The organism is Thermofilum sp. (genome assembly GCF_038871435.1).
In the GTDB taxonomy this organism is placed as follows: domain Archaea; phylum Thermoproteota; class Thermoprotei; order Thermofilales; family Thermofilaceae; genus Thermofilum; species Thermofilum adornatum.
Map to the genome: position 1 here is coordinate 17585 of NZ_JAVZIC010000002.1, position 25454 is coordinate 43038.

The window sequence follows — 25454 nt, forward strand, 5'->3', positions numbered from 1 at the left end:
AACCTATGGTAGCTCTATTAGCGTTTTGTTTGCTCTTCATATCCAGAATTATGGAGTGAGCCTTGCTGTTTAAAATCTCCCTTCCTATCAATACTTCTTCCGTGAGAAGCTCGGGCTCTGTGGGAATGTAAACTTTAACATCTCCACGACTTGTCAGACTCCCTCCTTGATAAAGGAAGGCTTCAGCCGTATAAACCTCAAACTCTGATAAGCCGTAGATGGGTTTTCCAGGAAAACTTTTGTTGGTGGCTTAGACCCTCAAACATCTTTACTATTTCCATGTTTGGATAAATGCCGCCATAAAAGCCATATCAACTATTGCTGGTTCACTCGCCCGCTTTCTACCGACCTTTATAATGAGATGTACGATAGGTATATTTGGAATCTTTTCGCCCAACTCTATGTACCTGTCTTCAGCAAAGTAATAGCTTATCCTTACTCTTCTTCAACCTCTTCAACTATCCACTCTCTTTTATTGTTCTGCCTGGGTACCTAGGAGATCTAAGCCTGTAGTGCCCCTCTTTGTATGGCTTCGATATGAGAGCAGGATACTTAGGAGGGTCCCTGTCAGCCTCTACACCTAGGGCCTCGACTAGGATTCTAGTGATGAGCTCGCTGCGGCTTATTTTCATTGACCTGGATATATCGTCTACTCTTTTAAAGACGGCTTCGGGTAAGCTTATCTTCACATTAGCCATACTACTAAGTATTACCATTTACCACTATTTCAAGAATTGCCATAGATGCGCAGACAAGCGTGCTAAGATTTTGAACCAATTTTTAAAAAGATTTTATCTTTAAACGAAGAAATAATTTAGTTTTACCATGATGATGAACCTTATAATTTTACATTTGTAAAGAAATAAAACATTTATTATTTTATATGTAAGAGAACTGCTATGAAAAAAGTAACCAGCCTCTTGCTTTTTTTACTGATTGCACAGCTACCATTGGTCCTCCTTGCGCATGCAGATTCCCAATTCTCAACATACCTTATCACAATAGACCGCGGAAACTTTGACCCGAAGTCTCTGCAACTTGTCTGGGGTGAAGTAGTCTATATTGCTGATAGTTTCCCTGTTGCGGTTGTAAGGGTTCCTGTGGGTGCGGCTGGACATATTGCTCATCTTAAAGGCGTTAAGCATGTGAGCCAGGACGGCGTTATGAGTTTAATGGGGAAGCCTAGCTCTCAGCCGCCCCAGTCTATACCGTGGGGAGTACAGAGAATTGGTGCGCCGAATGTTTGGGGTACTACGTCTGGCTGGGTTGACGTCAATGGGGATGGGAACTCTGAAATAGAGGTGGCGATATTTGATACAGGTATCGACACGGATCATCCTGACCTCGTTGGAAACATAAAGTGGGGCGTCTCGGTGCTCAATGGCCGTATCTCAACGAAATACACCGACCTAAATGGCCACGGGACTCATGTAAGTGGAACAATTGCGGCACTAAATAACAACATTGGAGTAGTCGGTGTAGCTCCCAAAGTCGAAATCTACATGCTTAGAGTCCTTGGGGCATCTGGCTCCGGTAGCTGGAGCGACCTAGTAATAGCAATCGACCTCGCAATAAAGGGTCCAGACGGGGTCATAGACAAGGATAGTGACGGCAAGATAGTTGGAGACCCCGATGACGACGCTCCTGAAGTTTTCTCGATGAGCCTTGGAGGCTCAAGCGCTCCTGAAGAGCTCCACACAGCTATCCAGACCGCATACAACTGGGGAATCACCATCGTCGCTGCGGCCGGGAATGATGGTGCATCGTCTCCCAGCTATCCAGCGGCATATCCAGAAGTCATAGCTGTGGGCGCAATTGACTCTAGCAATAATGTTCCAAGCTGGAGCAACAGAAAGCCGGAAGTAGCGGCGCCTGGTGTAAATATTCTAAGCACATACCCGGACAATACATATGCTACTCTCAGCGGGACATCTATGGCAACGCCACACGTCAGCGCAACAGTAGCCCTTATACAGGCAGCGAGGCTTGCAAAAGGGTTGCCGCCTTTACCGCCTGGAACCTTCAACGACTCTTCGACGAGTACCGTTAGGGGCTTGCTACATGTTACTGCCGAGGATCTCGGCTCTGCCGGCTACGACGACCTCTACGGGTATGGAGTCGTTAGAGTCGACAAGGCACTGGAAAAGGTCTAAAAATTTTTTCTAGTATTCGTCTCCAAGTATATTTTTTAGGCTCTTTTTTAGTAGGACATGGGCACCATAGTTCTCATCTATCCTAACATAGTGGCAGGCAATGTAACCCTTTCCGAGGTAGAAGCTTAGTGCTCTTCTTAGCGACATACGCCATGAAAGAGCAAGCCTGGGATTTTTAGCCTTCACGTTATTGATGTCTGAGGGTATCTTGAGCAAGACTTTTGGTGCATAGACCCTTACTAGGCGGGGCCTGCCTCTGTAGACTTCGAGGGAGACCTGTGAGTCTTCTAGGGCTGGAGCTACAATTTTGCCGCTAGACCTGTTCTCTACACGCTTGCTCTTTATGAACCACTCAGCTATGACCCTATCCGTGGGCAAGCCATAGTTAAGCTCGTCGAAAAGCTCGCCATAATAGTTCTGGTAAAAAACCCTCGCGATTGCTCCGAGCTTTGTAAAGTTGAAGTAAGAGTTTCTGGCCTGCAAGGGGTCAAAGGTCCACTTTATCCTTGACAGGCCCATTTTCAGGGCATATTCTCTCTGCTTCATCTTCAGGAGGAAGCCGACGCCCTGTCCCTCATACTCTTTCGCTACGCCCGTGTGGTGGCTGTAAAGGTAGAGGCCATACTTGTCCCTCGCGAGGAAGCCAAACGAGTAGCCTATAAGCCTGTCCCCGTCGAATGCTCCAAGAACGATACCGCTGTTCCTAGATATGGCGATGAGTATCCTTGTAGGTATAACCTCGATGTCAGGCATGCCCCAAGCGGAACGCTGGACTTCTATTGCCTGCCTAAACTCTTGGGGGCTTTTCAGCGGCCTTACTTCTATGGACATAGCGGGCCACATCTATCTAAACTATGTGACCTATATCCTTTACGAGCTAACTGAAAAATTTTCACGCTTAAGATGCAACAGTCCATTTGTGATAAAATTATATTAGTATCCCAAACGTCTAAACATATAAGTGTATTGAGCTATGAGGAACATTATCCCAGCGTTGCAAGTTCATTCTCATGGTGCTTCACTAATCAGATTCAAAGTAGACTTTACTAACTATGGGGGACAAGAGAAGGAGAAATGGAGAGAGTTTATAACTTTGACCCCCGATGAAAGAGTAGTTCACGTATACGAAAAAGTTTTGGCATACATTGAAAAAGGTGAAGGCGATAACCTGGAGAGCGGTAAAAAGCTTGTCCTGGGAGACCTGTTGTTGACAAATAAGAGGATCATACACCTGTCTTATATGCTGGGCCGCCTCCCAGTGGTTTTGTCGAAGACCACTAGCCCCACTTTGAAGAGAGTTATGCCCCTTCTCTTTGCTCTATTGCCTCTAATTTTATTCCAAGTCTTTTTACCTGCCCTCTACTATTTTTCCTCTTACAACGCTACGAACACGATCTTTCTTTTTCTGTACGCCTTGCCTATGACTATGATGGTCGCTGCCCTCTTTCTCAGCTTTCTAAATGACTATGATGAAGCATCCATCGATATACCCCTAGAAGACATTACCATAATCGATGGAGCCGTTCCAAGTTCCCTAGTTTTAAAGCCGAGAAACGACGATACAGTTGTCCTAGAGTTTAAAGATGAAGCCGCGAAAAACAGCTTCAAGGAAAACCTATACAGCCTGGTCAAGCAATATACGGTGTACCGGTCATACGCGAGAGAATTCATCCTAAACCCCGACGAGACAATAACCGTGAAGTGTCCAAATTGCGGTGCTCAAACCCTCCTAGACAAAAGGCAAAGGGAAATAATATGCAACAACTGTGGCAAACAATACCTGATACCAGACAAAATCCTAATGCTCATAAAAGAGGAAAGCCAATCCCAGAAACCCTAGAGCGCTCATGCCCTATTATAAAGACCTACCTAGAACACATTTATGAACCTTTATGGGTTTCTCAAAAGCACACGAAACTAGCTTAAGCTATGCGCGCAGACAATATACATGTAAACGGTTTACCACAATAAGAGAAGGTGTGTATTTTTATTACCTTTTATTACTTTCTAAAAAAAGTTAACATGCGTGGTTTCCACAGCGCTAGCATAACACCGATGGGAAGAAGCTTCCTGGTCCATGCTTGGCATATTGAGTAAAAAGCTGGATAGAAGGCAAATAATAGGGGTGGTACAGGGGTGTTAGTTACTCACAGGGATGTTCGCTACATGATGATGTACCTGTATGTCTCTAAGATTTCAAGGAAGAAGCGTTAAAGATTTTGATAGGAACATTTTTGCATTAGTGGGCATGGTGACGTGTTTGGGGCGAAAAGTTACCTCTATGACACCCTTGTAACTAGGAACAGCTACACAGCTATAGCTGAGGGATACACTTCGTGGAGAAACAAGCCGTGGCCGATAGCCCTGATAAGTCGTCCCGGCATTATCCTCGATCTCGGCTCGGGCGCCTGCATTAATGGTGTTGAAGCCGCTAAAAAGACACAGTCCTACGTCGTGTGCCTAGACTACTCGCCGTCCATGATAAGGCTGGCTAAGAAAATAGCGGAGAGAAAAAATGTTCCAGCAGATCAAATCGTAGCCGACATGTCTTTTTTACCCTTTCGAGAAAAATCATTCAGCACCATCCTTGCGATCGCATCTCTTCACCATATACCCCCGATCCTCACGGGTTTTCTGGCGCGCCAGCTAAACGCTGTGTTAAAGCGCGGGGGCCTCTTAATAGCTACAGTGTGGTCGTGGAGGCAGACACAATTTGTTCTACAGACCTTGATAAATATGATAAGAACATGTCTTGGTCAAACTGGATACCCGCGTAGATACTCTGTTAAGTGGAAGACGAGAAAAAGCACATATACAAGGATATACTACCTATACACATTAGAAGAGCTGGTTCACCTCTTACAAGAAGCAGGGCTCAAGATCATTTCGAAGGGTTACTATTCACCTTTTAAACGCAGGAGCCAAAACATCTACGTGATAGCTACGAAACCTCAATATGGCTTTTGATTTTTCAGCGCGCTAAGTTATACGTTTATTGCTAGCTGTCTTGCTTTTAGGTATGTCTCTATTATTTTGACTGTTCGCATCTGTGCGTCGCCTATTCCCTGTATTTCCAGGTGACTTATCCTGGCTTTCGAGAGGATCGCCTGGACGTGGGTGATGTGAGTGTTTATTGCCTTGTATACTTCTTCTAGTCTGCCAGTGATGAGAGTGCCTGTTTCCGGGTCCAAAAGGGTCGCCGTGGTGCCTGTTGCCGGTAGCTGTGTTTCCCACATATGGGCTACGAGGTATATGGCTGTGGGCGTCATTAGCGTGTTTTTCAGCTTTGCCAGCATGGAGAATTCCTCTGGGTCGTGCGCGTAGTCGGTAATTACTGTGAGCGTGGTATTTTTCTTTGCATAAGCTTTGACGGTGCTCAGGACGGCGCTTAGCGGTGTGTTCCCGCCTGTCTGCGAGCTGTTACATATTATTTGTTCGAGTAGATGTATCGCTTGTCTCCCCTTGAGTCCCGTGTAGAGCCTGGGTTTATGTGCGAGGGCTACGAGGCTCACCTTGTCTGAGAGTCTGTGTGATAATTCGAGGATTAGTGAGGATATGTAGAATAGGGAGGCTATCTTCTCGTATATGAGCATCGAGTCTGTGAGGTCTGCGACGAGGATTAAGTTCTTCATTTGTTCGACGTGGAACACTTTGGTGTATGGCTTGTATTCTCCAGTATTTGGATTTATGGATCTAGCTGTGAGGGTCCAGTCCACGTACCTGACGTCGTCTGTGTCCTGGTATTCCCTACGATCCGCGTATTCGATCCCGATTCCGAGGAATCTGGACTTGCTTACCCCCAGTTCCATGGATGTGGCTTTTGCTTGTCCAAGCAAGGCGTATGTCCTAGCGATAGTGCAGAGCCTATCTCGAGATGACAAATTCCCCAACCCTTACTATTTCGCTATATGGAATGTCTACGTATTCTGTTCCTGCTTCCTCGGTCTCTATATAGTTCTGCATGGCTCCAAGTATTTTCTCCTTCTCCTTCATTCCTTCTAGGAGCTGTTCAATCTCGTTGGTCAATGAGAGGTCTACCTTGCTGTACTTGTATGGGTCTCTAAATTCTACGAGTTTTTCGTAGGCTTCCTTTAGGCCCATCCTCTTAACATGGGCAGTAAAAGCTATCCAGTTGACAACTTTTTTCCTGCTCCTCACCCGGTAGACCCTAAAGCCGAGCATTCCTGGACTCACAACGATTTCCTCTGCTACACCCAAAATGCCACGAGAAGCGCTAATGACAAGTTTGCCGAGTACATGCTGAGGCCTGTAGGTTTGACTGTTGGGGTTTACTGGGAGCCCGCGGAAAATTGCTTCTCGGGGGGTAGAGAGGAGAACAATTTTGATGTGGGCTCTTGTATCGTCAATGAAAAGTTGCTTTGAGTCGATGAGTACCACTTCAGACAAGGGGACGTAGCCTTTTATCCATTTGACCTCCTTCTCGGTAACCTGCCAAGGTATTTCTATGTTTTCTTTCCTTGCTAGAGCCACAAGGGTTTCGAGGGGCTCATTGCCTTCCAAAGAGACACGGCTAGAGAGGATAGACTTAAGCTTTTCAACGTTTATAGCTGGCTCGTTTATCTTGAACAGGGTGTAGGCAACTAGCTTGGCATTGGATTCTTCGATAGTTATGTCTTCGACATAGCCGTATAGAAGGCCCTCCGAGTCAATTATCGTTGCATTTTTCAGCTCGTCTATGCTGTAAAACTTCTTTTCCACGAGAACCCCGAAATGATTCTTAAATAACCTATATAAATGTCACGATTGTTATTGTAATATACTTAATGAAGTGGCCACCATGAGGCTTGATGCCGATTCAATAAGGCAATGCTCCCTAGATATCTTGAGACAGCTGAACAGGGCTGTAGTCGGCTACCCAGATGAAAAAAGGATAGTGCTTGCAACCCTACTAGCAAATGGACATGTCTTGCTGGAGGGTGTTCCAGGCATCGCAAAGACAACCCTGGTTAAGGCGCTTGGGAAGACCCTTGGCTTGTCAGATAAAGACAAATTCACGATTAATGGTGTCCCCTTTGTGGGCTTCTCACGTATACAGTTCACGCCAGACCTCATGCCTGCCGATATAACTGGGTCCCAGATATTCAACGTTGCAAGCAGAGAGTTTGAGACAAGGTTTGGACCAATTTTTGCATACATAGTTCTAGCAGACGAGATCAACAGGGCCGTACCGAGAACACAGTCGGCGCTCTTACAGGCAATGCAGGAGAGAGAAGTCACGATCGGGGGCAAAACCTACAGGCTTGAAGACAGAGAAGCCGGCAAATTCTTCTTTGTACTTGCCACGCAGAACCCGGTCGAGCAAGAGGGCACGTATCCCCTTCCCGAGGCCCAGCTTGACAGGTTCATGGTAAGGGTGTTTATGGGTTATCCTTCTAGCCTAGAAGAGGAGAGGAAGATAAGCGAGCTACATCTTTACAGGCTGACTGAGCCACTGGAAGACCTAGAAAAAGTGGTTGAGCCTGCATGGATAATAGCGGCCCAAGAATACATTGCAAGGAACGTGAAGGTCGACAGCTCAACCCTAAACTATGCTGTGTCCCTGGTGAGGGCGACTAGGCCTGAGACCTTCGACTCTATCTCTAGGTACTTCGAGCTTGGAGCTAGCCCTAGGGCTACGATAGCCTTGCTTAGGCTCTCAAAAGTGCTTGCCACGTTAAGGGGCTCGGAGACTGTAACAGTAGAGGATATAGACCAAGCCTCTTACTACGTTCTCAACCACAGGGTTATACCAAACCCAGAGACTGTAATCGAGAGGGGCGGAGGATTTAAGGCTCGCTTATCTGTGATAAGTGAAGGCCTGGAACTCGCGAGAAAGGTGGCTAGGGGAGGCAAGTAATGGCTATAGTAGAGTTCAGCGGCGTAACCAAAAGGTTCAGGAACACGGTGGCCTTAAGAGAGGCGTCCTTCACGATTCCCGAAAGGAGCATTACTGCATTCTTGGGACCGAATGGCGCTGGTAAAACCACTTCGATGAAGCTTATCATGGGTTTTCTTAGGCCAACAAAGGGTAATTTAACTGTTTTCGGAGAAGACCCGTTTAGAAGAGAAGAAGTAAGAAAGCGAATAGGGTTTATGCCTGAGAAACCTGTCTACCCGATGGATCTGCCTGTTGAAGATTTTTTAGAGCACCTGGCAAGACTCAGGAAGGTAGGTAAGACCGACCTCAACCGCTTAGTTAGGCTCGTGGGACTCGAAAAGGTGCTTGACACAAAGATTGGCGAATTGTCAAGGGGATATATACAGCGGGTAGGCATAGCTCAGAGCCTCCTGGGAGACCCCGAGCTCCTGGTTCTAGACGAGCCAACTGCAAACCTTGACCCTGCGTCGAGGCGAGAGATTCTTGAGCTTTTAAAGCTTCTCCATAAGGAGCTGGGGGTTTCTATGATAATTTCTTCTCACATAATCCCAGAGCTCCAGGAGGTCTCAAGCTATTGTGTCTTCATCGACAAGGGTATGGTACTCGACTATGGATATTTGGGGGACCTATGGAAAAAATACATGACGGAAGCCGTCTTTACAATTGAAACACGAGACATCAATACTCTGGCCAGAATTCTTATAGAAAAGCCCTACATAAAGCTTGTCAAGAAGGTAGACAAAAGCTTGTTAGAGGTGGCGGTTGAGCCGGAATACTATAAGTCATTTGAGGGGCTCCTTTCCGAACTAGGCCAGATTGTAACCGGTTTTAGTTTTAAAACCGCCAGTCTGGGTGACCTGTATGGTAAGATCGTTGGGAGTAGATCTTAGGAAAATTTACGAACACGCCTCCTTCACGGCGAATAGATATCTGTCATCCTACGTTGTTGCAATAATCGTGTCCAACTTACTGCTGGCAGTCTTCCTCATAATTTTTGGCGCCGGGCAAACATTTTCACTGTGGCTTTACGGGCCACTCTTCATCGCAATCATTATTTATAAGATCTTCTCGAGTATCCAGGCTTCCCGCGCAGCGAGGGAAATCTCGTCAGGCGAGGCAGAGCTCTACCTGGCCCATACACTTAAGAGGACAGAATACCTTGCCAGCACGTTTCTCGTGGTAGTCTTCTTGCCGGCGCTTGTTCTTCTTTCCACATTCCTCATGATAGTAATCACCGTCGCCCCAAAAGCTTTGTCGAGCTCTACGTTATACCTTCAGCTTATCTACATCTTGGCAGAATTATCCGTCCATGGGACATTCGTTCTATTTCTAGCTATATCTGGGCGAGAAGGGCTAGCCTCCTTCCTTGGAACAATGCTTGCCTTCTTTGTTCCTCTTTTTCTCAGCATCCTGGTATCCATCATTTACTACGGTAATCTCCCACCCCAATACTACCAAGCGATGTACACAGTTACTTGGATTTTTTCATTTCTCTCTCCATACACTTACAACTATTATTACCTGATGTATACACAGTCAACGATACCTATGCCTGGACAAAACCCCCTGCCAAGTCCATGGGAAATACTCGCCTCTTCTATATTCTCTCTCATGTTCTTAGGGGGGTTGATCTTCTTGAGATTCAAAAGGAAAGATCTATAGAGGGGTGGCTAGAATGATTAAAGTTCTGCTTGTTTCTTTGGTTATTTCCTCTATAGTTGTCCTAGCTATCCTTGGATGGGCAATGCTACATGAAACCTCTGTTTATCAAAGCTTTTACACTTTGTCCTTATCTGTGGCTACTAGAAAAGCAGCTGTCTCTATTGTTGGCGACAAGGTCTGTTACCTCTATATGTACGACGTCTTTTATCAAAGCCTTCCTCTTCAGGTGCCTCCTTCCGACCTCTATGTGTACAACACATCGGTAAACAATCTGCTGGTGAATGTAAACATTTTTGCTTCTCAGCTCGGCCCGTCTAGCTCCAATATTTCCGTGAGAATTTTCGAAATAACTAAGCCTTTTTCTCTCGATGTACAGAGAATAATCAGTGCCGAAACCAGCAGTTTAAACTATTCATTCTATATTCCACTAATTTCTAGGGACGCCTACCTAGAAATAAGGAGGCAACTCGAACAAAAAGCAATAGAAAAAATAAATTGTACCCAGATAGTACTAAATGCTCCGCCTGCCTTTCTACAGTGCAAGGCCCAGAGCCTTCCACGGCTAGGCAATGTTCAAGTGGTGGAAATGTGCATAGCCCGGGACACAGTCATCAAGCCTTTCTCGTCCCCAATAAATGCTACGAGGATAGACAGGCTGATAGACATGGTAGTTAACTCGACGAAGTATGGTGTCTCCGAATCAGTTTTGAAGGAAATATCAGCAGTCCTAGATATCATCGTTGATGTGCATGCAACTATCTCCGAAAATATAATCTTACGACCACAAACAAGTCACCTACTAAGGGTCTCAGCATTTCTGGTAGTGTTTTTGGGCGGACTGTATCTCCACTATAGGCTTCGCCCAGACGAGTATAAGGAGGTGAAGCGCTTCATCAAAAAGTTGTCCCGGCTTGCCTATATGCCATGTATCGGTAGAAGAGATAGAGGAAAACAAGTATAGCTAGGATTATGCTGTTCAAAGACCTGTAAACATTAACTGTTTTCGTTATTCTGGTGTTGACCTCTACTTTCTGGATGGACTGCGTAGCTTTTTCAAGTGCAGTGTTTAGGACATCTGCAAGGCTATCGACAGTTTCCGCTACAAAGGCTTCTCCTCGGGTCTCTGAAGCTATGTACTTCATCTCGTTTATGCCCTCGTTTTCCATGCCTATAAACACTGTATAGATTGGTATCTTTTGTTCCTTGAAGCTTGCCAGTACGTCTCTATACTCTAATAAGTCGCCAGGCATGCCGTCCGAAACGAAGACAACAGACGCCGAAGCGTTCAGGTCGCGGTAGGGCTTCAGCCAGTTTAGAGCGGTCTTGAGTGGATACGTGTACATTGTGCCCCCGTCGGCAGTAGCCCAAGATACGGCATTGAGAATTAGGCTCCTGTTCATGGCTGGGGGCAACGCCTGCTTTATGGAGTGCGCGAAGTCTATGAAGCCAACATCGATGTCACTCGACAGGCTTGCTAGGAAGCTCTTTATTGCATTTTTCGCGGTTTCTAGCTTTGCGTTTTCACCCATGCTCCCAGAGGTGTCTAGAATAATTATTAGTGCAGGCCTTGTATTGAGTCTTAGCTCAGAGACCTGCTTTGATTCTAGGTAGACTTGTTCCTGTATTACTAGGTAGGGCTGTGAAAGAGCCAGAGAAAGGAGGACAGCCATTACGAGCTTGAGAGCGAGACTAGATATCCTCGTATTCTTCTTTGCGCTAGCCACCCGCCTAGAAACTACCCTCACTAGTGGATGGTAATACGTGTAGCTTTTCGAGTAGATTCTTGGGAACCAATAGTGGAAAAAGACTACTATTGGCACGAGAAGAGCTAGAGCCATAGCAAAAGCTACTGGGTTCTTTATTGCGATCATAGGCCCTCCGCCAAAGAGAGGATAAATAGAGGCACCAGGAGCGCCAAGAGATAAAGCTGTACCGTGTAGTCCTTAACCGGCACCTGGAACTTTGTCTGCCCCGAGACGGCCAACGCTTCAAATTTAAGCTCCGAATATAGTCTCTCAGATACATACCTTAACGCTTCCTCTTCCCCAGAGCCCATAGAGACCCTGTAGGTAGGTATCCCGTTCTCTCTGCAGTATTGCTCCAAATCAGTGGCACGTGGATCGTTGCCGACCAGGATAAGGGCGACGGGGACCCGAGAAGACTTTATGCTCTGGAGAGCTTCTAAAGGAGATGAGCCATAATTGTATGCGCCATCCGTTATTACTAGGATAGCCGCTGGCATACGGGAAGCTCTAGCATACATGTATCCATAGATAAAGGCGTCTCCTATAGCAGAGTATTTCTTGAGATTGATACCCCTTATCTTGGCCATGCACGCATCCACTGTAGAGCTGTTTAGGGATATGCAGAGCGGCTCGACTTTGTCGCTGAAGACATAGACGTCCACGTAGTCGCCCCGGCTCGTAGCAGTGACAATTATCTTCTCCACGAGTTCAACAGCGTTACTGATTCTCGAGGGATAAGTATCCGTGTTTCCCATGCTTGCAGATATGTCCAGAAAGAGGACTAGTCTCGTCGAGGTAGCATTTATGTATAGGACGTTCTCGGGCGTAACAGTCACATATGTATAGGTCAAAACATATGGCTGTGCGGCTGCTACACATATTAAGACTGCCGTGGCAAACTTTGCAAAGACAAATAGGAGTGGCCACCTTGAACCACCAGCTTTGCCGAGACGCCTAGCCAATGTCTGGGACTTTTTTCTGCCACGTACATAGAGAAAAAGCAGGACAATTGTCGAAGCGGGTATTAGTAATAGCATTTGGGGCTCTTCGAATCCAATGCTAGTCGTCAGAGCTTGGGGGAACATAGCCTGCGCCACCACCCTGATCTCCAGATGAACTCTGACCTGAACTAATTTGCCTCTCTTGGCCGGCTGGGTTTCTGGCAACGAGTCCTATAATCGCGTTCCTAGCATTCATAATGTCGGGGGCCAAAGGTCCCGTAGCCTTTACCTTACTTGCATCATTGAGCAAGTTGCTCAATAGGTTATCTGTGCCAGGAGAATTCCCACTACACAAGATTTTCAGCAAGCTTCCGTATTTTCGTGCTGTTTCCATTAGGAGAGTGGCGTTTCTAAGAGAGTTTAGGCTTTTCCAGAGCCTCTCTTGAGAGGAGTCGATTATGCTGACATGGTTTTCGGCTACCGTAGCCTTGTTTACCTTTGATAGCGCATTGTTGGCGTTTTCTATTTGATATGTAGCGTTAAGTATCCTCAGCTCGATTTCACTGTAGCGTTCCAGAGCCTCGTCTATTCTACACCTAGCCAGGAGCGCTAGAGCCTCCTTTAGCTCTTTCCCCGTATTGTTTAGTGATACAAGTGCCAGTGAAGAATTAGACGAGGCCTCAGCAACGTATAGATAGCTCCTGGCCACTTGTACAATGAAAGTATCCATAGAGCCGTATGCATGAGACAAGTTGTCAACATACATCTCAAGCTTGTTTCTGTTTGTAACGGCTTCCTCTGGGGTAAAGTCCAGAGCTTGGATTGGGTAGCCAGCTAGCTCCGACTCGATAGCTAGAGCCGACTTGTTAAGATACATAACGGCCTTAACGTATTCCTCGAGAACATTTATATTTGGCCTGCTCGGCACAATTGGCCAATAGCTGTAAATGATATATAGAGACGCGAGAACCATCGCTAGGAGAGAAAAAACAACAGAGATATCGAGGGGTAGCTTTTCTTTCCGAACCACTTCAAATCTAAGATTACAGCCAAGTAATACATATATAATCTTGACTTCAAAGCAACCTAAGTTAGAGCGACATGTGAGACTCATTTCACTCTTTGTGGAATCGTAAATGTTTGAATGTCGCGCTCAATTGTTAACAGAACTTCCCAGGAGGAAAATAAAGCCCCATTAGTAAAAGTATTCCTGTTTTTTGATACATTTAGGGTTGAAGAATCTTCGTCATGTATGGCGAGTCCCTGGGTCTCGTATAGCCGTGTTTTCTATAGTATTCCCTCGCACCTACACCTGACAAGACAAGCATCTTGGTTCTGTCGTATTCCTCCAAGGCTATTCTTTCGGCTTCTTTTAGGAGCTTGGAGCCCCAGCCCTTGTGTTGCCACGCCTCTTCGTCGTACCCGCCTATTGGTACCTCTGGGCCGTAGACGTGTAGCTCCCTTATGATCGCGGTTCTGCCGTCTATTTCCCAGCGGTGCGCGTATTGGGAGGGAATCCTCATCCTTATGAGCCCTACGAGGACGTTGTTTTCCGGGTCCTCTGCGGCGAGGAAAATTTCTTCGCCCATGCTTGCTTGGTATGTTTCCCTTGTTATCCTTATTTCCTTGGGGACTATACCTCTCCTTATCTGGCGGCTGACCTCCCTGTACCTAATGTCGTTGATTGTGATCCCCTTCTCTATCGCTTTTCTCTCGACGAGCTCGCGCAGGTTTGACTTTTTAGGCCCCGCTATTATCTGGTTAGCTGGGACGTCGCGTTGAACCCTTATTACGCGGACCCAACGTGGAATGTACCTGTACATCTCGGAGATGAGTTCTGCTGCCTCCTCGTCGGTCAACGGCTTGTAGAGACCTCTTCTCCATTGCTCGTAGAGGCCTGTACCCTCCATGACGAGGGTTGGGTAGATCTTTAGCATGTCTGGCATGAAGTCTGGATTGCTGAAGATTTCTCTAACCATCTCTATGTCCCTATCAAAGTTGGATCCCGGCAGACCCGGCATAATGTGGTATACGACCTTGAAGCCCGCGTCCTTCAGTATGCGCGTCGCCTCTACGACCTCTTTTACCCCGTGGCCCCGGTTGACCCTTTTCAGGACGTCTTCGTGGATGCTCTGGACTCCGATCTCTATTTTTGTGGCGCCCAGATAGAGGAACCAGTCTGCGTCCCCCTCTCTGGCCCAGTCCGGCCTGGTCTCGATTGTCAGCCCGACGACCCTGATTTGTGCGGTCTCGTTTCGTAGCTGGGCCTCCTCTAGGCTCGGCAGTTCTTCAGGTGGATCCTCGGGGTACCTGTTGAAGGCCTCAAACATCCTCGTGACGAACCATACCTGGTAGTCTCGGGGCATGGCGTTGAAGGTCCCGCCCATAATTACTACCTCTGCCTTGCTGGGGAGATGTCCCATGGCCTGGTACTGTTTGAGCCTGAGCTTTACCTGTAGGTATGGGTCGAAGCCAGCATGTATCGCCCTCATTAGTGCAGGCTCGTTGCCAACATAGCTTTGGGGTGTGCCCTTGTCTGGTCCCCCGGGACAGTAGAGGCATTTTCCATGTGGACATGGGTAGGGCTTAGCCATGACTGCGAAGACGTGGACCCCTGAGAGCATCCTTGTAGGCTTGATGGGCTTCTTTACAGCCTCCTGCATAACTCCCATATGATAATTGTACATGCCGGCTTTAAAGGTTAAACCAAAACGTTGTTCATGAATGGATGTATTGCTCTCTACGGGTCGCCACAGGCAATTTCTTGGTGATGTACCTTTGTAAGACTAGACCGAAAATTAATATTGCAATTGTGAAGCTGATAGAGACAGCTAGAAGAGCTTCTCCATTAGCAAAGTAGAAGAGTTGCGGATAGGTAGCCAAGTACGGGAGATAGAGTGCTGGGCTTCCCTCTGGATTGCTTTTCGCTATTTGTGTGTATAGGAGCGTAGCAACAAAGGATACGGTAAACCAGCCTACAAAGTTTAACATGGGTATTCCAAACCATGACCCAGTATCGAGCCATTCCCAAAAGCCAGCACTAACCATGGCAGGGTCTATGGCGAGGTCTAACAGAACCATGAGTAGGGATGCCAGTACGAGCCTTCTCCACTTGTCTCTCGTCAGGGGTAGTGACGCGAGATATGATGTGTAGAGGTACGTTCCCCATGCAATGATGATTGGGATAGGTACGTTAAAAAGCGTAGCGTTCCTGAATCTTAGATACCTGTAGCGTCCAAACGGGACGCCGAAGCTTAGCCCCAGAAACTCTGAAAAGAATCCTACCAGTGAGCCGAGTATTACGAGTAGGGGCGCCTCTTTCCACTCTTTATATGCGGCGAGTAAAGATGCTACGAGGAATCCAAGCAACAGGGTCTCGCCGACTTGCCTGGGAAGAAACAGCGCAAATGTAAAAGACAATAGGTAGCCCGTTCCAAGGAGAATAGCGGCTAAGGCGAGTCTACCAGCCATAGATCTAAAAAGGTGCGAGAAAATATTAGTAATTTTCTACTTTGAAAAAAGTCATTGTTATATCTTGGCAGCGCCGTACCTCATTGCTTCTCCTATGTATTTCTGTGTAAACACATATATCGCTATGATTGGTATAGCGAAGAGAAGGGTTCTAGCCGCAAAGTCGCTCCAGAAAATTGTCTGGCCTGTCGCAGTGGCATAGACGTATGCGGCCAGGGTCTCCACCCTTAGGAAGTTTGCAATGATGAATTCTCCCCAGGCGCCCATAAAGGCGAAGAGCGCGATGACCACCATTGTTGGCTTCGAGGCGGGAAGGACTACGTCGAATATTATTTGTCTCCAGTTGGCGCCGTCAATGAACGCGGACTCGTCTATCTCCCTCGGCAAGGCGTCCAGGTAGTTTTTGACCATCCAGGTCTGGAATGGTACTGCTCCCGCGGTATAGATAGCCGCCAAGACGACTGGGTTCCCGATGACTGGTAACCCGAGCTGGTTGAGTTTTAGCAACATTACGTAGAGCGCTATGACTGCGGCCACACCGAATCCTCCACCGACCTGGTTCATTACCAGGTATGCTACCAGCAACGTGTCCCTGCCTGGGAACCTGAACCTTGAAAATGCATAGGCAGCTGGAGTAATCACTACGAGAGCAAATATTATGTTTATGAGTGCTACTAGGAGGCTGAGGAGCGTGTCGTTAATGAATCGTGGGTCGCTTATAGCCTTTACATAGTGCTCTAACGACAGTCCGGCCTTTGCTATTTGCGAAATGTCTGTTACGATCATTTGTCCCCTTACGAGGCTTGACAGCAAGGCAAAGAGAACTGGGTATAATAGGATAAAGACGATTAGTGCACCGAAGGTTGTCAAGACTATTGATGCTACAAATCGGTACCAGTACCTTCCGACCATCACATACCACCTGGAGTCGTCCTCTTGTAGATTAGGAAGTACCATATGAGCGCGTATATGAACAGTATGGCTACAACTACGAGGTAAGCCGCTGCTGACAATCCGTATAGCTGGTCTAGGTAGGCCCTATTGTAGCCGAAGAGAACAATCATCTCGTTTACGCCTCCGGTCGTCCGTGGGAACCACAAGAACTGGATGTCCTTTGTTGGTCCTCCATTGTTTATGAGTAGAGGAACCATGAATGCCTGTAAAGATGCTCCAGCCGTCAGTATGCTGGCGAATAGTACTGGCCTAGAGATTAGGGGTAGCATTATGTCTTTAAATCTCTGCCAGACAGATGCACCGTCAACCATCGCGGACTCAATGAGCTCCTTAGGTATAGAGGTGATAGCGGCCATCGTGACAGTCATTATGAATGGATAGGCTAGCCACATTTCCACGATGTTGTAGGCCAGGAAGGCGTCCCACTCCCTGTTATAGATGTTTATGTCGATGCCAAGGCCTTTAAGGAAGTACCACAATGGACCCATCTGTGGGGCCATAAACATTCTCCACGTTGTGACAGAGAGGAGCACGGGCAACGCCCAAGGGACAAGCAAAGCCGCCCTCATTATTTTTCTCCCATAGATGAGCTCTGACGAGAAGAGGAAAGCCAGGAAGACTCCGACCGCTACCTTTAATGGCACGCTTGTAAGGACAAAAAGAAGTGTCTTGTATATTGAGTTAGGGAACCTCGAATCCGAGAAAAGGGTTTCAAAGTTCTTGAGGCCAACAAAGTGCATGGATATTTTGTCTATCTCCTCGTCTAGGCCTTTAGTAGCAGACGCGACAAAAGAGTCATAGTTTGTCTCGATTTGCCTTAGCATGTCTCTAGCCGTCTGTAGAAGTGACAGGGCTTGGTCTATTTTTGGGACAACGCTTGTCCTGAGCTGTGCGAGGTCGTCCTCGGTCAGGATAAGCTTAAATCCTACTATTTTGTCGATGTCCGCCCAGATGCCTCCATCAATAAGGGTAACAGCCTTGGAGACAACATCGCCTAGATTGGCATAGTAGTAGAGAAAAGTTGTGTTACTCGTTATTATGTTTGAGGCATATGCAAGAGCATTGTCAGTGGTGCCTCTTATCTCGGAGATCTTCGCAACTGAAAAGTTCTGAGGCGTAGAGGACTGTATAATTTGTTTCAGCGTAAGCAAGGAGGAATAGGCATTCCCGAGATAATTATCTACTGCATAAACCTGTTTCAAAACGTTTTCCCGGTTATTCTGGAGATAGTTGATTATGTTGGCGCGCTGTGCCTGGAGTTCACGTATCCTGGGCTCAGAGGCTATGTTGTAATTGTTGGCGTCTGTAAAGGCAACATAGATCGAGTATGCTATTGGCCATATTGAGAAGAAGAGGTACATGGCCAGACTCAGGAAGATAAGCATGAAAGCTACGTGTGAGGGATACAAACCTTTACTCTTGGACTTGGCCATAAAAAAACCTCTTTATCTTATTATTCTTCCCTTGTCTAGACTTTAACTCTTTATTTTTGCTAGGATCTTTGCCTGTGCATCGTTAAGTAGCTGGCTCAGCGCCTGGACAGCGGCGTCGGGACCCTTCTCATTGTAGGTTGTCAACACTGAGTTTAGAACGTCGGAGACTGGAGCCCAGACGTACTGCATGTTCGCGGATTTGGGCATTGGAACGCTGTTTGAGACTGACTGTGCAAAGCCGAGGGTTGTCGGGTACTTGTCTGCATTAGCTTGTAGGTATTGTAGTATGGATAGCTTTACTGGGATGTATCCCGCGTCGACCAGGGTCTTCAATGTGTCATCGTTGAGTGTGAACCACATCGAGAATAGGATGGATGCATAGAGCCTGTTCTTGTCGTTGGCAACGACACTCGTGATCCATAGTAGCTTGATTCCAGAGAAGGGCCTCGGAGTCTTCCCGTCGATTGATGGAATCGGGTACACAACAGTGTTTGGAATCGTTTCCTTGATTGTCTTTATGTTCCATGGGCCCGTAACCATGCATGGGGTTCTCTTTTCGAGGAGTATTTTGAGCTGGGTCTCCATGCCTGTGTCAGACGTATACATGTACTTCATAACGTGGGTGATGTAGAACTTTAGCCCCTCGAGGGTGCCAGTTGTGTTGACTCCGGCCGTGTTCTTGTCGTCGTCATAGTAGAAGCCTCCAAATGCGGTAACAAATGGGTAGACGTGGTAGGGGTCAATCTGGTAGGCTATACCATACGTGTTCTTAGATGGGTTGTACCATTGTTGCATTATTTTCTCGTAGTCGCTCCAGGTCTGTGGAGCCGTCGGTACAAAGTCCTTGTTACATACGAGGGCTATTGCTTCTGCCGCCCATGGGAAGCCGTAGAAGTGTAGCTTGTAGACGCCGCTTGAATAGGCAGAAGCCATGTATTGTTGCTTGAGGTCTGTCAGGGTCTCAACTGGGAGATACTGGTCAAGCGCGATTATTGTCCCGCTGTCCGCCAGGTCTCCCGTCCAGTCATGTGCCCAAGTAAACACGTGGGCGGTGTTCTCGATGTCCCCTGTCAAGACGCCTGCCTTTACCTGTTCCTTCAGGTTCTGGACATTTGTATATTTGATAGTTATCCCCGGATACTCTTTCTGGAATTTGTCTATGACCTGTTTCATTACTTGGACTTCCCAGTCACTCATCCCAGTCCAGAAGTTTATTGTGACCTTTACTTGTCCAGCTTTAGCTTTCTGGACAAAGTCGTAGAAGTCGCTGGGGACTCTTATCTGGCTTGTTCCAATAGTGAGTGTTTGGAGAGTTGGGCCAGAAGGCTGCTGGGGCTGTGATGGCTGTGAGGGCTGCTGGGGCTGGGAAGGCTGGCTCGGCTGGGAGGGTTGACTAGGTTGCGAGGGCTGAGAGGGTTGAGTAGGTTGGCTTGGCTGTGTGGGCTGTGGAGATGGGGGCAGGGTTAGGTAATATGCGCCTATTATGCCGACAGCTACAATGACGAGAACAATTGCTATGAGCACGTTTCTACTTATGTTCATGTTTCCACCTGCAGTTAAATATTTGTTGGGCTTCCATAAATAAATTTCTTTGCTAAAACTTTATAATACCAAAATTGTTCAACGATTAACACGATCTATGAATACTTAAAGCCTTAATTTATAGACTATTATACCCTAAGGGTCTAAGCCGTGTACAAGGTGATAGGACGCGAAAAGCTAGGAGATAAGAGACTAGGCAGATACATTGTGGAGTTTTCTTGCAGGTGGCCGCAAGAGGCAAGCTTCCTTTATCTTGTCTCCACTTTTACTTCTTACTTTCCAGGAAGGATAGAAATGAAGAGAGAAGAAAGTCGTGGAAAAGCCATCGTAAAGCTTTGGGAAGGAGTGTATCCATACAGGTTTGCATCGACTTGTGGAGCCAGCTTTCTAGACGAGGAAAACACATTAAAAGAAACGTTGAAGCCTTGGCCTGACAGCGACTATACGGCAGAGTTCTCGCTGGCAATGATTGGCGTGGAAGAATTCATTAAGGCCTCGAGGGAGGAAAAAGCACCTCCAGAGCTCATAATACATGACGAAAACGATCCAGCCTTTATCAGCCACTACCTAGGCGACACGATTATTAGGCTAAAGGCTCCAAGGAACACCCTAAGGGGAGCCTACATAGAAACAAGTAAAGGAAAAGTTGTCCAAATGGAGAAGTTTCATAGCAACAAATTTGTTGACTATTTCCAAGGAAGGGTGGCTGGCAGGGTAGACGCATACAGGTTTCTACTTAGGCTTGAGGACGGAGACGCCGTTTATGGAAAGAATGGCGTAGGGGATGAAGAATACATTTATCCTGTCACTATTAGAGGAGTAGATCATGCTGAATGGTTTCTCGGTGCAACTTACTATTTGATTTTTCCGGACAGCTTTACACGTGAAAAAAAGGTGATACAGGGGGACAGGCCTAGAACAAGGCTAGGCGGAAAAATAAAAGATATTACGCTTAGCCTCGACCATATAGCCTCGCTCGGCGTCGACGCTATATATCTCACACCCATCTACAAGGCCCAGAGTTATCACCGTTACGACGTGATCGATCACTTTTCACTTGACGACGACATTGGAACATGGGAAGACTGGGAGGAACTTGTTCGTGAATCAGAAAAAAGAAACATAAAGGTTGTTGTAGACGTTGTCGCCCACCATGTATCGCCATGTAGCAATGAGTTCAGAGAAGCGATTCTAAACGAGAACTCGAGGTACAAGGGGTGGTTCAGGTTTAACCGTGAGCCCGAGCCCGGTGAGCTCGAAGCCTTAAGAAAACTGGTGTCAGGGGGCTGTGACAAGCCTTCAAGCGATCTTTTGGGAAAAAAGCCTTTCTACGAGACGTTTTTCTGCAACTGGTTCATGGCTAAGCTTAACTACTCGAACCCTGAAGTCAAAGAGAGACTAGTTAAGCTGGCACATTTCTGGCTCGAGAAGGGTGCTAGGGGATTTAGGATAGATGTTGGACACGCTATCCCAGATGATGCCATGCAGTTTTTCTATGAAAAGGTAAAAGAGAAGTGTCCCAGCTGTCCAGTAATACTCGAGATCACGAATGGCGATAGCCTTTACCCATTAGGCATCACGGCCGACTCAGCGATGAATTACGACCTCAGGGCACTCCTGCTAGACTTTTTCATAAACAAGTCCATCGATGCCTATAGCTTTGTTGAGGGTGTAAAGAATCTTTACGTCGACATGCCACTCTACGCCGCAAACTCCATGTACAACCTGCTTGGTAGCCACGACACACCCCGAATAGCGACACTTGCAGAAAAGTGCGGAGAAAAATGCCTGAAAGCCTTGTATGTTGCAATGTTTCTCCTTCCGGGCTCGCCCTCAATATATTATGGGGACGAATTCGGGATGAAGGGGGGACATGACCCAAACAACAGGATGCCTATAACATGGAACTCCAACGAGTGGAACCTTGAACTGCTTGAACTTATACGCAAACTCTCGGAGCTGAGAAAGAAGTTTCTCTCGGTAAAGTATGGATTCTTCGACGCCGAGCCCCTCAACGGGGAGGCAGTAAAAATCACTAGGTGGATGGACTCCGAGGAAGTCCTCCTAATAATAAACCGTGAAGGAAATATAGAGGTAGCGCTAAAAGAAGAATACACGGAGTATGACAGTGACAGGAGAACTAGAAGAATAGAGCTGGGTCCCTATTCCTGGGTTATACTCTACAAGAAAAAATAAGAGAAAAATAATTTATTTTGTCTGTTTTTGTTCCTCTTTTTTGGGTCTAAGCAGTAATCCTATCCCTGCACCGAGCAGGATACCGGCGACGAGACCTACAAGGAGGGAGCGTGTAACCTCCTCTCTACCCGCGCCTGTAGCCTGCATAGCCTGTAGCTGGCTCTGGAGCTGGGCTATCTGGGCTTGGAGAGAAGACAGTTGTCCCTGGAGGTCTTGAACCTGACTCTTAAGGTTGTCCCTCTCCTTAGTCACTGCGTCAAGCTGAGCCTTTAGCTGGTTTATAAGCTGGTCTCCAGCCTGCTGTGTAGATACAGCAGATATTCCGTGGATCTTTGCTGGCTTGGCTTCCTTGTCGGCCACATACGAGCTGAGCTGGCTGTATTGGTCCTCAGCGGTAGGCGCAAGGAGATCCATTATGCGCGGTATCACATTGAACAAAACTGCTTTTGCATGTTTGGCGCCCGCCCCTACAACCCAGACGTCTGGGTCTAGGCCAAATGGCCTTATCTTTTGTGGACCGTATCCGTCGTAGCTTGTCAGAGCCACAGTATATACCCATTTTGAGGCATTTCCGGCGTCAGGCAAAATGCTCTTTGACACTTCTCCAATTATTGCGTTTCTGGCAGGGTCAGCGTAGACCTTGAACCTATTTCCGTCCTGGACATATACTGTGCCGTCAGAGAGGTATATGCCCGACTTTTCGCCGTTCGGGACGGGGTCAGAGCCCCATCCTGGTGCAAGCAATACAGCTATGTGCCAAGCAGAATCGTCAGTAAGGTTAACATTTAAGCCAAAGGTATCAGTCCTTCCCGGGAGCTTCAAGGTTGTATGGATGTAGATATGAACAAGTTGCAGGCAGAAGCCGTTTGGCCCGCCCCACGGGTTTCCGCCTAGGTTCTTCACGTATACTTCAAAGACGAGACTCGTGCCAGTGTCTAGAACCCTGACCTTTGTCAAGTCGAATACCCCAGGCACAAACACGTCGGCTTTGGGGTACTTGTAGCCTCCCGCGCCGTCGTCGTCCCCCTCTGGGTCAGAAGCCTCGAACACCGTCTTGGCTCCAGCAACCGTAGTGGCTCTTGGGACGACCAGCTGGTAGACCTGCCCGATACGGGTAGAGTATTCGGCTATGTTTCCAGAGTCATAGGTGACAGAGGATATATAGACGAGCTCTCCCTGTGAGAGGGCAAGGTTGCTCCAGGGAACATATGCCTCCACAACATCGTTTACCGACGCTGAGCCGTAGAATAAGGGGATCCATCCGCCCTTGCCGTCTGCCGCGCTTACAATTATTGTTGAATTGGCTGGGTAGATTAGGATCTCGTAGAACAGGCCCATGCCTAGATCCAGCTTGGAGTATCTTGGGATGGAGTTGAAGCCTGGATGCATGGGGCTGACACTCCTAGACATTGCAGTTGTGTAAATGCCAATCGCAACGCTAGGCCTTGAAAGCACTGACTTATCAACTGGTACAACGGCCAAGTAGAGACCATTTCCAGTTGGCGAGACAAGTATGCTTTTAGCCACCTTGTTGCCCATAGACATGTTTAGGGCGCCGTTCCACTCGCCTGGCGCTAGAACCCCGTCAAGCTTAGGCTCTACACTTGGCGGCTTTGGCGTATCCGTGTTTAAGACGCCCACAGGCGTGGCGTCAGGGTTAAACTGGGTCAAGAGGTAGTCAGGCGGCGTCATGCCGGCGTCAATGTATGCTTTTCTAAGATAGCCTTTGTACATGGGGTTTGCTGGGAATCCTCCACCCATGTCGCCACCATACCAGAATGTCCAATCGCTTGCCTCGGCCCTCAGAATGTCTTCGACAACGTTTGGATTAATGAACAAGGCGTCCTGGAGTCTAGAGACACCCAGTTTTTGTAGAACATCATTCCTGGTTTTTATCAGCATCATCCATGCGGCGTTTTCCTGTCTCTGTCCAATCCAAACCGCGAGCTCGCCTCCCGACCATGAGCCTTCAGGTATTCTTCCCTGGACGTCTTTCCTTGGAAGAGAAGTGTAGGCGTCGTCCGTGTAGCTTAGAGGTACGTCGGATATGTCTCTACCAGCTAGGTCTAGGTACTTGTATGTTTTTAGTGGGAGCTCCCTTGTTGTGGAAGAGAACTTTGAGAGGTATTCAGCTGGCGTGGTTGTAACAAGTATCCCCTTTGACTGGTAATCGCTTAGCAAAGAGTATAGTGCTTCCAGGAATGTGTCTCCGAATTCCTGGTAGTTTTCCCAGGGGTTTTCCCCGTCAAGCGCTATAACAATGATGTTTGTGCCGTCACTTTTCTTTGCAAGGTTTAGTAGCCTGTTGACAAAGTCTTGTGCTGCCTGTTTCGGGTCCTGTCTGCTGTACTGGAAGCCTATCAGGTCGCTGAGCTCGTAGTTCCTGAAGAACACATATATCTTGCTTCCCCCGTATGTAGCGTACCAGCCCCTCATGCCCACATTTGGATCCGAGGGGTCGAGCCCGGCCTTGACCAAGAGTGACTCGTCGGTGACTGTCCAGAGGTAGCCTTCACTGGCAAAAATGTTGAGTACCTGGTCGTTTACCGCCTGCTCAGCTGGCCAGATCCCCTTCGGCTTATAGTTGAATACTTTCTGGAATAGTTGTGTGCTGAGGCTGACGTGGAGCCTGACGTCGTCCTGTAGGCCGAAGTCTGCGAGGATTGGCGCAAGTGGGTGGCTATATGGGACAGGTATAAGCTCTATCTGGCCCTTGCTTGCAAGCGTTCCATAGATGCCTAGCACCTTGCCTAACAAGTCTTTGTGAACACTTAGTATGTCCTGTAGTTGCTGCCTCGTGAAACCCTTGCCTCCGCTGAGTGCCTGTTGCCTTAAGGTGTATACTTGTGGGTACTGCTCCCTCAGAACCTCAGGATCTATCCAGAAGAGGTTGAAGAGAACAGCTAGATCCACAAAGTCTTGGTCGGTGAACTCTGAGACAACCTTTGCCTTGTAGTCCTGTTCCGGCAGGTACCTGTACTTCGAGAGTGCACTCTGCGCCCTGTCCCTGAGCTCTGTATACCGTGGAACAACATTGACGACCCTGTCCCAGTTGACGTCGAAGAAGCCCCCTGGCATCACCAGCATAGAAAACTTTTCGTCTATGCTGAGCGACGCTCCAGAGGCAATTTTCTCAGACAATATTTGCCTGTAATCTTTTATGCCCTGGTTGTAGTCGAGGATTTGCTGTATGAGCGAGCCGGAAAAGGTAAATGTTGCTTTTACCGATGGGTACTTGCTGAGAATATATGCCATCTTGTAGTAGTTGCCGACCGTGTGCATCCTTGTCCATGGCAGGATGAACGCCTTGCCGTCTGCGTCATAGTACCAGGGCTGATGATAGTGCCAAATAATAGATACATAGAGAGGCTTTGTCTCTTGCGCAGACACGAATGAAGCAAAGGGCTGAACAATGAGTAGCGCCAGAAGAACAAGCATAACTAATTTTTTATCCATAAAGAATCACCAGGAGAAAAAAT

21 protein-coding genes are annotated in these 25454 nt (G+C 47.5%); 8 read left to right on the top strand and 13 right to left on the bottom strand.

What is annotated here, in order from left to right:
- Nucleotides 1-458: 458 nt before the first annotated feature.
- Nucleotides 459-698, bottom strand: a complete 240-nt coding sequence (locus tag QXT17_RS02560) for a CopG family transcriptional regulator (protein ID WP_020963328.1) — start codon at nt 696-698, stop codon at nt 459-461.
- Nucleotides 699-899: 201 nt separating this feature from the next.
- On the opposite strand from QXT17_RS02560, the gene QXT17_RS02565 reads away from it, so the two are divergent.
- Entirely contained in the window at nt 900-2153 is a 1254-nt protein-coding gene (locus tag QXT17_RS02565; RefSeq protein ID WP_342783054.1) for a S8 family peptidase, read from the top strand.
- Between the two features lie 9 nt (nt 2154-2162).
- On the opposite strand, the gene QXT17_RS02570 is transcribed toward QXT17_RS02565, so the two are convergent.
- Entirely contained in the window at nt 2163-2984 is an 822-nt protein-coding gene (locus tag QXT17_RS02570; RefSeq protein WP_020963326.1) for a GNAT family N-acetyltransferase, read from the bottom strand.
- Nucleotides 2985-3126: 142 nt separating this feature from the next.
- On the opposite strand from QXT17_RS02570, the gene QXT17_RS02575 reads away from it, so the two are divergent.
- Together QXT17_RS02575 and QXT17_RS02580 are read left to right on the top strand one after the other, a co-directional pair.
- Nucleotides 3127-3993, top strand: a complete 867-nt coding sequence (locus QXT17_RS02575) for a hypothetical protein (protein ID WP_020963325.1) — start codon at nt 3127-3129, stop codon at nt 3991-3993.
- A 416-nt stretch (nt 3994-4409) separates the two neighbouring features.
- Nucleotides 4410-5120: a class I SAM-dependent methyltransferase gene (locus QXT17_RS02580; protein WP_020963324.1), complete on the top strand. Its 711-nt coding sequence runs from the start codon at nt 4410-4412 to the stop codon at nt 5118-5120.
- A gap of 17 nt (nt 5121-5137) precedes the next feature.
- Here QXT17_RS02580 and QXT17_RS02585 read toward each other — a convergent pair whose 3' ends face one another.
- Nucleotides 5138-6034, bottom strand: coding sequence for a DUF58 domain-containing protein (locus tag QXT17_RS02585; RefSeq protein WP_148682167.1), 897 nt, complete (start codon nt 6032-6034; stop codon nt 5138-5140).
- Nucleotides 6018-6872, bottom strand: coding sequence for a hypothetical protein (locus QXT17_RS02590; RefSeq protein WP_342783055.1), 855 nt, complete (start codon nt 6870-6872; stop codon nt 6018-6020). Before QXT17_RS02590 ends, QXT17_RS02585 begins: the two co-directional genes overlap by 17 nt.
- 79 nt (nt 6873-6951) lie before the next feature.
- Between QXT17_RS02590 and QXT17_RS02595 the strand changes: the two genes are divergently transcribed.
- The 4 genes from QXT17_RS02595 to QXT17_RS02610 are packed head-to-tail and all read left to right on the top strand — an operon-like array spanning nt 6952 to nt 10654.
- Nucleotides 6952-8010 carry an AAA family ATPase gene (locus QXT17_RS02595; RefSeq protein WP_342783056.1) on the top strand — a complete coding sequence of 353 codons (1059 nt, stop codon included), beginning with the start codon at nt 6952-6954 and terminating at the stop codon, nt 8008-8010.
- Nucleotides 8010-8921: an ABC transporter ATP-binding protein gene (locus QXT17_RS02600; RefSeq protein ID WP_342783057.1), complete on the top strand. Its 912-nt coding sequence runs from the start codon at nt 8010-8012 to the stop codon at nt 8919-8921. Before QXT17_RS02595 ends, QXT17_RS02600 begins: the two co-directional genes overlap by 1 nt.
- Nucleotides 8893-9693: a hypothetical protein gene (locus tag QXT17_RS02605; protein ID WP_342783058.1), complete on the top strand. Its 801-nt coding sequence runs from the start codon at nt 8893-8895 to the stop codon at nt 9691-9693. Before QXT17_RS02600 ends, QXT17_RS02605 begins: the two co-directional genes overlap by 29 nt.
- Nucleotides 9694-9706: 13 nt before the next feature.
- Nucleotides 9707-10654, top strand: a complete 948-nt coding sequence (locus QXT17_RS02610; RefSeq protein WP_342783059.1) for a hypothetical protein — start codon at nt 9707-9709, stop codon at nt 10652-10654.
- Here the strand turns inward: QXT17_RS02610 and QXT17_RS02615 are convergent.
- The 8 genes from QXT17_RS02615 to QXT17_RS02650 all read right to left on the bottom strand — a co-directional run bounded on the left by QXT17_RS02615 (nt 10587) and on the right by QXT17_RS02650 (nt 19779).
- Nucleotides 10587-11564: a VWA domain-containing protein gene (locus tag QXT17_RS02615; protein ID WP_020963317.1), complete on the bottom strand. Its 978-nt coding sequence runs from the start codon at nt 11562-11564 to the stop codon at nt 10587-10589. The two genes, QXT17_RS02610 and QXT17_RS02615, sit on opposite strands and share 68 nt — an antisense overlap.
- Nucleotides 11561-12523, bottom strand: a complete 963-nt coding sequence (locus tag QXT17_RS02620; protein WP_342783060.1) for a vWA domain-containing protein — start codon at nt 12521-12523, stop codon at nt 11561-11563. Before QXT17_RS02620 ends, QXT17_RS02615 begins: the two co-directional genes overlap by 4 nt.
- Nucleotides 12498-13409 (bottom strand): hypothetical protein, encoded by a 912-nt coding sequence (locus QXT17_RS02625; protein WP_020963315.1) that lies wholly within the window; start codon nt 13407-13409, stop codon nt 12498-12500. The genes QXT17_RS02620 and QXT17_RS02625 overlap by 26 nt, the downstream gene beginning before the upstream one ends.
- Before the next feature lie 196 nt (nt 13410-13605).
- On the bottom strand, nt 13606-15042 hold the full coding sequence (locus QXT17_RS02630) for an elongator complex protein 3 (RefSeq protein ID WP_052885705.1): 1437 nt from the start codon (nt 15040-15042) through the stop codon (nt 13606-13608).
- 55 nt (nt 15043-15097) lie between these two features.
- Nucleotides 15098-15850: a carotenoid biosynthesis protein gene (locus QXT17_RS02635; protein ID WP_020963313.1), complete on the bottom strand. Its 753-nt coding sequence runs from the start codon at nt 15848-15850 to the stop codon at nt 15098-15100.
- A gap of 57 nt (nt 15851-15907) precedes the next feature.
- A complete protein-coding gene (locus QXT17_RS02640; protein WP_342783061.1) occupies nt 15908-16762 on the bottom strand; it encodes an ABC transporter permease subunit in 855 nt (284 codons plus the stop codon).
- Nucleotides 16762-18237, bottom strand: coding sequence for a carbohydrate ABC transporter permease (locus tag QXT17_RS02645; RefSeq protein ID WP_020963311.1), 1476 nt, complete (start codon nt 18235-18237; stop codon nt 16762-16764). The genes QXT17_RS02640 and QXT17_RS02645 overlap by 1 nt, the downstream gene beginning before the upstream one ends.
- 42 nt (nt 18238-18279) lie before the next feature.
- Nucleotides 18280-19779, bottom strand: coding sequence for an extracellular solute-binding protein (locus QXT17_RS02650; protein WP_020963310.1), 1500 nt, complete (start codon nt 19777-19779; stop codon nt 18280-18282).
- A gap of 150 nt (nt 19780-19929) precedes the next feature.
- Between QXT17_RS02650 and QXT17_RS02655 the strand changes: the two genes are divergently transcribed.
- Entirely contained in the window at nt 19930-21975 is a 2046-nt protein-coding gene (locus QXT17_RS02655) for an alpha-amylase family glycosyl hydrolase (protein ID WP_342783062.1), read from the top strand.
- Nucleotides 21976-21987: 12 nt separating this feature from the next.
- Here the strand turns inward: QXT17_RS02655 and QXT17_RS02660 are convergent, their stop codons facing one another.
- On the bottom strand, nt 21988-25431 hold the full coding sequence (locus QXT17_RS02660) for a glucodextranase DOMON-like domain-containing protein (RefSeq protein ID WP_342783063.1): 3444 nt from the start codon (nt 25429-25431) through the stop codon (nt 21988-21990).
- Nucleotides 25432-25454: the final 23 nt, after the last annotated feature.